This window comes from Actinomadura sp. NTSP31 (assembly GCF_041951385.1).
Taxonomy (GTDB): domain Bacteria; phylum Actinomycetota; class Actinomycetes; order Streptosporangiales; family Streptosporangiaceae; genus Spirillospora; species Spirillospora napierensis.
Map to the genome: position 1 here is coordinate 110526 of NZ_JBGNUT010000034.1, position 7838 is coordinate 118363.

5 protein-coding genes are annotated in these 7838 nt (G+C 73.2%); 2 read left to right on the forward strand and 3 right to left on the reverse strand.

Annotated elements, in window-relative coordinates; genetic code table 11:
- Positions 1-54 precede the first annotated feature (54 nt).
- Complete coding sequence (gene polX, locus ACA514_RS40125; RefSeq protein WP_375046541.1) at positions 55-1773, forward strand: DNA polymerase/3'-5' exonuclease PolX; 1719 nt, start codon at positions 55-57, stop codon at positions 1771-1773.
- Positions 1774-1812: 39 nt separating this feature from the next.
- Here polX and ACA514_RS40130 read toward each other — a convergent pair whose 3' ends face one another.
- From ACA514_RS40130 to ACA514_RS40140, 3 genes are read right to left on the reverse strand one after another with little or no spacing between them, the layout of a single operon-like run.
- Positions 1813-2811 carry a heme A synthase gene (locus ACA514_RS40130; protein ID WP_375046542.1) on the reverse strand — a complete coding sequence of 333 codons (999 nt, stop codon included), beginning with the start codon at positions 2809-2811 and terminating at the stop codon, positions 1813-1815.
- Positions 2812-2814: 3 nt separating this feature from the next.
- Positions 2815-4050: a PrsW family intramembrane metalloprotease gene (locus ACA514_RS40135; protein ID WP_375046543.1), complete on the reverse strand. Its 1236-nt coding sequence runs from the start codon at positions 4048-4050 to the stop codon at positions 2815-2817.
- A 41-nt stretch (positions 4051-4091) separates the two neighbouring features.
- On the reverse strand, positions 4092-5087 hold the full coding sequence (locus ACA514_RS40140; protein WP_375046544.1) for a heme o synthase: 996 nt from the start codon (positions 5085-5087) through the stop codon (positions 4092-4094).
- Between the two features lie 587 nt (positions 5088-5674).
- Here ACA514_RS40140 and tkt point away from each other — a divergent pair.
- A complete protein-coding gene (tkt, locus tag ACA514_RS40145; RefSeq protein ID WP_375046545.1) occupies positions 5675-7801 on the forward strand; it encodes a transketolase in 2127 nt (708 codons plus the stop codon).
- The last annotated feature ends 37 nt before the right edge of the window (positions 7802-7838 follow it).

Sequence of the window (7838 nt, forward strand, 5' to 3'; positions counted from 1 at the left end):
TCCGCGGCCCCGCCGCCTCCGGGAACGTCGTACCCGGCTCATAGACTCGGCCCCATGGCACGCGCGAACGACGAGGCCGCCGCCCTCATCCAGGAGCTGGCCGACCTGCTCTCCATCACCGGCGGCGACGCCTTCAAGATCCGGGCGTACGAGAAGGCCGCGCGGGCGATCGCGGGCCACCCCGACGACATCTCCGGGCTCGACCTGGCCGGGCTGCGCACGATCCCCACGGTCGGCGAGGCGATCGCCAAGAAGGTGCTCGACTACAACACCACCGGGACGATCCGGCAGGTGGAGGAGCTGCGCACGCAGATCCCCGCCGGTGTCCGGGCGCTGACCGCGATCCCGACGCTCGGCCCGAAGAAGGCCCTGGCCGTCTACGAGGAGCTCGGGATCTCGTCGGTCGACGAGCTGGCCGACGCCATCGGGGAGGGCCGGCTGCGCGGGCTGAAGGGCTTCGGCGCCAAGACCGAGGAGAACATCCTGCGCGGCATCGAGCTGATGCGCAGCTCCGGCGAGCGGGTCCTGGTCGACGCGGCGGCGGGCGTCGCCGACGAGATCGTCGCGGCGCTGTCGGCGCTGCCGCAGGTCGAGCGGTGCGCGCACGCGGGGTCGCTGCGCCGGATGCGCGAGACGATCGGCGACGTCGACGTGCTCGCGGCGTCCACCGACCCGCACCCGATCATGGCGGCGTTCACCGCGCTGCCGCTCGTCGCCGAGGTGATCGCCGGCGGCGACAAGAAGACCTCGATCCGCACCGACCGGGGCCTGCAGGTCGACCTGCGCGTCGTCCCGCCGGAGTCGTGGGGCGCGGCGCTGCAGTACTTCACCGGCTCGCAGGCGCACAACATCCGCACCCGCGAGATCGCGGTGAAGGCGGGGCTGAAGCTGTCGGAGTACGGCCTGTTCGAGGCCGAGTCCGGCGACCTGATCGTGTCCGGCACCGAGGAGGAGGTCTACGAGCGGCTCGGCCTGCCGTGGATCCATCCCGCGCTCCGCGAGGACACCGGGGAGGTCGAGGCGGCGCTGAAGGGCGAACTGCCCCGCCTGGTCACCGTCGAGGACCTGCGCGGCGACCTGCACAGCCACACCGACCTCACCGACGGCATCGCCTCCCTGGAGGACATGGTCGCCGCCGCGGCCGGCCGCGGCCTGGAGTACTACGCGATCACCGACCACGCGCCGAACCTGTTCATGCAGCGGATGACGGACGAGAAGATGCTCGCCCAGCGCGAGCAGGTCCGCGAGCTGCAGAAGAAGTACCCGGGGATGGCGCTGCTGCACGGCACCGAGCTGAACATCGACCCGGACGGCGAGGTCGACTGGGACGCCGGTTTCCTGGCCGGGTTCGACATCTGCGTCGCGTCCGTCCACTCGCACTTCACCCAGGACGAGGCGGCCATGACGCGGCGGCTCGTCCGCGCCTGCGAGAACCCGCACGTCCACGTGATCGGGCATCCGACGGCGCGCAGCATCGGCCGCCGCCCGCCGGTGAACGCCGACTGGGACGAGGTGTTCCGCGCCGCCGCCCGCACCGGCACGGCGATGGAGATCGACTCCTTCCCCGACCGGCTCGACCTGCCCGCCGACCTGGTCCGCCGCGCCAAGCGGTTCGGGGTGCGGTTCTCCGTGGACACCGACGCGCACTCGCTCGGGCACCACCGCAACATCCGCTACGGCGTCGGCACCGCCCAGCGCGGCTGGCTCACTCCCGACGACGTCGTCAACACCTGGCCGCTGGAGCGCCTGCGCGAGTTCCTCGGCAAGGCGTGAGCCGTTTCCCCGGCAGGGCCTGAGCCGTCCGGGAGCCGTTCAGGCGGGCTGCGGGGCCTCGGCGGGACGCGCGGCCACCGGCCGCGGCGACGCGGCCGGCATGGGGCCGCGGTCGCGCAGCGCGAAGAAGAGGCGGAACGCCGCGATCCACATCAGCACCGCGCCGAGCATGTGCAGCAGCACCAGCCCGGCCGGGACGCCCAGGAAGTACTGGGCGTAGCCGACGGCGCCCTGCGCGACGATCAGGCCGATCAGCTCCAGCGCGCGCCGCTTGGCCGCCGCCGGGCCGCCGGTGCGGTACAGCACGATGGTGAGCGCGATGGTGAACGCGATCGTGACCCAGGCGATCTCGCCGTGGATGCGCGCCACGTCCTGGATGTCGAAGCCGTAGCGGCGGGACGAGGCGTCGCCGGCATGCGGTCCGGTGCCGGTGACGACGGTGCCCGCGACGAGCACGGCCGCGGCGGCGATAAGCAGCAGGGCGGCGAGGCGGCGCGTCCAGGGGCCGGCGAGGGGCCGGGCCGGGGCGTCGCCCTCCCCCGCGCGCACCCACAGCGCCACGCAGAACACCAGCAGGGCGGGCGAGACGAGGAAGTGCGCCGACACCGCCGCCGGGTTCAGGTCGGTGAGCACCACGATGCCGCCGATGACGGCCTGCGCGACGACGCTCATCGGCTGGGCGAGCGACCACCACACCAGGTCGCGGCGGCGCGGGACGAGCCGCAGCGCGGCCACGAACACCAGCACGCCGATGGCCAGCACCACGAAGGTGATCAGCCGGTTGCCGAACTCGACCGCCATGTTGAAGGCGTGGTGGTCGGCGTTGCGGGTGGGCACGAGGCTGTCGCCGGAGCAGCGCGGCCATTCGGGGCAGCCGAGGCCGGACTCGGTGAGCCGGACCAGGCCGCCGCTGACCACGATCACCACGTTCCCGATGACGCCGAGCAGCGCCAGCAGCCGCACCGACCCCGGGGTCGGGCGCCACACGGCGTCCCGGGCACGGATCAGCGGGTTCGTCGACGACTTTCGCTCCACCACGCGTCAATCGTATGGCCGCCGTCCGGTGCCCCCGACGCACCCCCCGGTTACCGCGCGTACGGGCCGGGCGGTGGCGGCGGCAGGAAGCCGGACGGGCCCTGCGGCGCCCAGGGCGGCGCCCCGGCCGCGGGCCCGCCGCGGCGCGGCGGCGTGCGCAGGAACGCCTGCCTGGCCAGCGACATCAGCTCCAGCAGGGAGTCGCGGCGGGTGGCGAACCAGTGCGGCTCGGCGTTGCCGCGGTCGGCGCGCTTGTGCAGCAGCGCCAGCTCGGTCGCGGCGAGCTGGTAGTCGACCATGGCGCGGGCGGCGGGCCGCCCGCCGGGACGGGATGGACCGCAGCATCCGCACGTCCTGCGGCGTGACGAGGCCGGTGCCGGCGTACACCGGCAGGTAGGCCTCGATGCGCCGGACGGTGTGCCGGCGCTCGACCGTGACGATGACGATCAGCGTGACCAGGACGCCGAAGTCGAGGAGGTAGACGACGCCGAGGCCGCCGAGGCCGAAGGTGGTGGCGCCGTTCCACAGCCCGTGCAGGATCATCGCGCCGATCAGCCCGGCGGCGGGCGCGAGGAGCTGGCCGCGCCGGTGGGTGGCGGCGTAGGCGACGCCGAGGCCGGTCATCGAGGTGAACAGCGGGTGGCTGAGCGGCGCGATCAGGCCGCGCAGGATGAACACCGCCTGCAGCTGCTGGGCGCCGCCGTCCTCGAAGGCGCGCATGTAGTAGGTGATGTTCTCCATCATCGCGAAGCCGAGGCCGACCATGGCGGCGTAGATGATGCCGTCGGCGAAGCCGTCGATCTCGTTGCGGCGGAACCACAGCATGCCGATCAGCACGGCGCCCTTGAGCGACTCCTCGATGACCGGGGCGCCGAACGTCGCGCTGACGATGTGCCCCTTGACCTCGCCGAAGATCGGGATGGTGACGTACAGCAGGCCGAGCGTGTTGAGCACCAGCGCACCGAACACCGCCACGCCGGCGCCCCACATGAACGCGAAGAGCAGGGCGCGCGGCGGCTCGGGCTCCAGCCGGTCCAGGGTGAGGGCGAGCGCCACCAGCGCCGGGATCGGCAGGATCGCCAGGACCACGCCGACCCAGAACCCGGCGCCGCCCGACAGCACGTCGGCGGCGAGCGCGAGCACCACGCACAGCGACGAGACGGTCAGCCCGACGATCAGCCCGACCGGGGGCCGGCCCGGGATCCGGCCTTCCAGCACCGCCTTGGGGTCCACACGCGCCATGACGTGAGCGTAACGGGTCGGTGCGGGCCCGTGCCCGGCCGTCAGTGCAGGAGCGGGTCGACGGCGACGGCGGTGAACAGCAGCGCCAAGTAGACGTTCGACAGGTGGAAGAAGCGCATCGGCCGCAGGTGGACCCCCGTCACACCGGCGCGGACGGCCTTCAGCAGCCGGTGCCCCTCGCCGAGGAAGACCAGGCCGAGGACGACGGCGACGGCCCCGTACACCGGGCCCATCCCCGCGACGGGCCACAGTACGAGCGAGCACGCGACGGTGGCGTAGGTGTAGACCAGGCTCTCGGTGATGACGCGGCGCTCGGTCGCCACGACGGGCAGCATCGGCACCTTGGCGACGGCGTAGTCCTCGCGGTAGCGCATCGCGAGCGTCCAGGTGTGCGGCGGCGTCCAGAGGAACACCACGCCGAACAGCACGAACGGCGTCCAGGCGAGGCCGTTGGTGATCGCCGTCCAGCCGATGAGCACCGGCATGCAGCCGGCGATGCCGCCCCACACGACGTTCTGCGACGTCCGCCGCTTGAGCAGCAGCGAGTACACGAAGACGTAGAACAGGATCGCGAACAGCGACCCGGCGGCCGACAGCGGGTTGACCGTGAAGAAGAACCCGGCGGTGGACACCAGCGCCAGCGTGATCCCGAACACCAGGGCGCGGGCCGGGGTGACCTGCGCGCGGGCCAGCGGGCGGCGCCGGGTGCGGCGCATCTTGACGTCGATGTCGCGGTCGATGTAGCAGTTGATCGCGTTCGCGGCGCCGGCCGACATGGCGCCGAAGGAGAAGGTCAGCAGCACCGTCGACAGCGGCGGCAGGCCGCGCTGGGCGAGGAACATCACCGGGATCGTGGTGATCAAGAGCAGCTCGATCACGCGCGGCTTGGTGAGCGCCACGTAGGCGCGCACGCTCGCGCCGATCGAGCCGCGGGCCTCGGCCGCCGGCTCGGGCACGGCAAGCGCCCCCGGCGCCTGCCCGTCGAGCGGCACCGGCTCGTCGAGCTCGACCCCGCGCTTGTTACTGAGCACCGTCACAATCGGGTCCACGTCCAACTAGGCATGAGGAAATCGCGTCCCACCTCGGCGGCGCCCCCGCGATCCGGGCCGGCCTCGGTCGAGTGCAACTTCGGCTTGGTGATCCTGCTTCGGTCTGGCGACCGCGGCCGCCGTCGCCGGCCGCGCCATCACTGTAGTCCGACCCCTCCCGGGGGCGTGCACCGGGGCACCGGACGCGCCGGTCCGGGCCCCGGCGCCGCCTCCGCCGGCCGCCGGGGGCGCGATGCCGATCCCCCTTCGGTTCACCCGTGCGGGGGGTTAGTCGGCGAGCCGATCGGGCAAGGGTGCAGGAAGCGGCGCGGACCTGGCGCGGGCGGCGGCGCCCTTTCGCCGTGTTCCCGCTCTCGCCTGCGTCGGCCCGGCCGCGCGATAGGCTCGCCGAGGGCGCGGCATGATCTTCGCGAGGCCACGGACGAGGTGGCCGCAAGGGGGCCCGAGGGGAAGACGGAGGTGCCGCCGGATGTTGCGGCACAGCGGGGCCGCGGCACGGAAGCCGGTCATGCCGCGCGGCGGCACATCGCTAATGAACTCTGTACGAAAGCGGTTCGAGAGGAGCCTGGCGTTCCGTGAGCAGGGACAGCAGCACGTTTGAATGGTCCGACCTGGACCGGCGGGCGGTGGACGTCATCCGCGCCCTCGCCATGGACGCGGTCGAGGAGGCGGGCTCCGGCCACCCCGGTACGGCCATGAGCCTCGCGCCGGCCGCCTACCTTCTTTTCCAGCGCTACCTTCGGCACGACCCGACGGACCCGGACTGGGCCGGCCGCGACAGGTTCGTCCTGTCCTGCGGGCACTCCAGCCTGACCCTTTACATCCAGCTCTACCTGTCGGGCTACCCGCTGACGCTGGACGACCTGAAGTCGCTGCGCAAGTGGGGCAGCCTCACCCCCGGCCACCCCGAGCACGGGCACACCGCGGGCGTGGAGACCACCACCGGGCCGCTGGGGCAGGGCATCGCCAACGCGGTCGGGATGGCGATGGCCGCCCGCCGCGAGCGCGGCCTGTTCGACCCGGACGCGCCGGCGGGCGAGTCCCCCTTCGACCACACCATCTGGGCGTTCGCGTCCGACGGCGACATCGAGGAGGGCATCAGCCACGAGGCGAGCGCGCTGGCGGCCCACCAGCGGCTCGGCAACCTGGTCCTGCTGTACGACGACAACCACATCTCGATCGAGGACGACACCGCGATCGCGCTGTCGGAGGACGTGCGGGCCCGCTACGAGGCCTACGGCTGGGACGTCCACCACGTCGACTGGACCGTGAACGGCGACTACGAGGAGAACGTGGCCGCGCTGGCGGCGGCGTTCGACGCGGCCAAGGCCGAGACGTCCCGCCCGTCGTTCGTCGCGCTGCGGACCATCATCGGGTGGCCGGCGCCGAACAAGAAGAACACCGGCAAGGCCCACGGCTCCGCGCTGGGCGCCGACGAGATCGCCGCGACCAAGCGGATCCTCGGGCTGGACCCGGCCGAGTCGTTCATCGTCCCCGACGACGTGCTGGCGCACGCCCGCGAGGTGTCGGACCGGGGCCGCGCGCTGCGCGCGGAGTGGGACAAGGCGTTCCAGGCGTGGCGGTCGGCGAACCCCGGGCGCGCCGCCGAGTACGACCGGATCAGCGGCCGCCACCTGCCCGCGGGCTGGGAGGCGAAGCTGCCGGAGTTCCCGGCCGGCAAGGAGGTGGCGACGCGCGCCGCCTCCGGCGAGGTGCTGGGCGCGCTGGCGCCGGTGCTGCCGGAGCTGTGGGGCGGCTCCGCCGACCTGGCCGAGAGCAACAACACCACGATGAAGGGCGAGCCGTCCTTCATCCCCGAGGAGTTCCAGACCAAGGAGTTCCCCGGCGGCCGGTACGGCCGGACGCTGCACTTCGGCGTCCGCGAGCACGCGATGGGCGCGATCTGCAACGGCATCGCGCTGCACGGCGGGACGCGCCCGTACGGCGGCACCTTCCTGATCTTCAGCGACTACATGCGGCCGGCGGTCCGGCTGGCGGCGCTGATGAAGCTGCCGGTCACCTACGTGTGGACGCACGACTCGGTCGGGCTCGGCGAGGACGGCCCGACGCACCAGCCGGTCGAGCACCTGTGGGCGCTGCGCGCGATCCCGGGGCTGGACGTGGTCCGCCCGGCGGACGCCAACGAGACCGCGGTCGCGTGGCGGACCGTCCTGGAGCACACCGACCGGCCCGCGGGCCTCGCGCTGACCCGGCAGAAGCTGCCGACGCTGGAGCGCGGCGGCGAGATCGCGTCCGCCGACGGCGCCGCGAAGGGCGGCTACGTGCTGGCCGACGCCGAGGGCGGGCAGCCTGAGGTGATCCTGATCGCGACCGGCAGCGAGGTGCAGCTGGCGCTGGAGGCGCGGGCGACGCTGCAGGCGCAGGGCACCCCGACCCGCGTGGTGTCGATGCCGTGCGTGGAGTGGTTCGAGGAGCAGAGCGACGCCTACCAGCAGCAGGTGCTGCCGCCGGGAGTGCGGGCGCGCGTGTCGGTGGAGGCCGGCGTGGCGCTCGGCTGGCGGACCTACGTGGGCGACGCCGGCGAGTCGGTGTCGCTGGAGCACTTCGGCGCGTCCGCCGACTACAAGACGCTGTTCGAGCAGTTCGGCCTCACCGCGGAGCGCGTCGTCGCGGCGGCGAAGGCCAGCCTGATCAGGGCCGGCGTCAAGGAGGCGGGACGCGGCACCACCACGGGCAACTAGGGCCGGCGGGGCGCCCGTCCCGCCGGCCCTAGTTGCC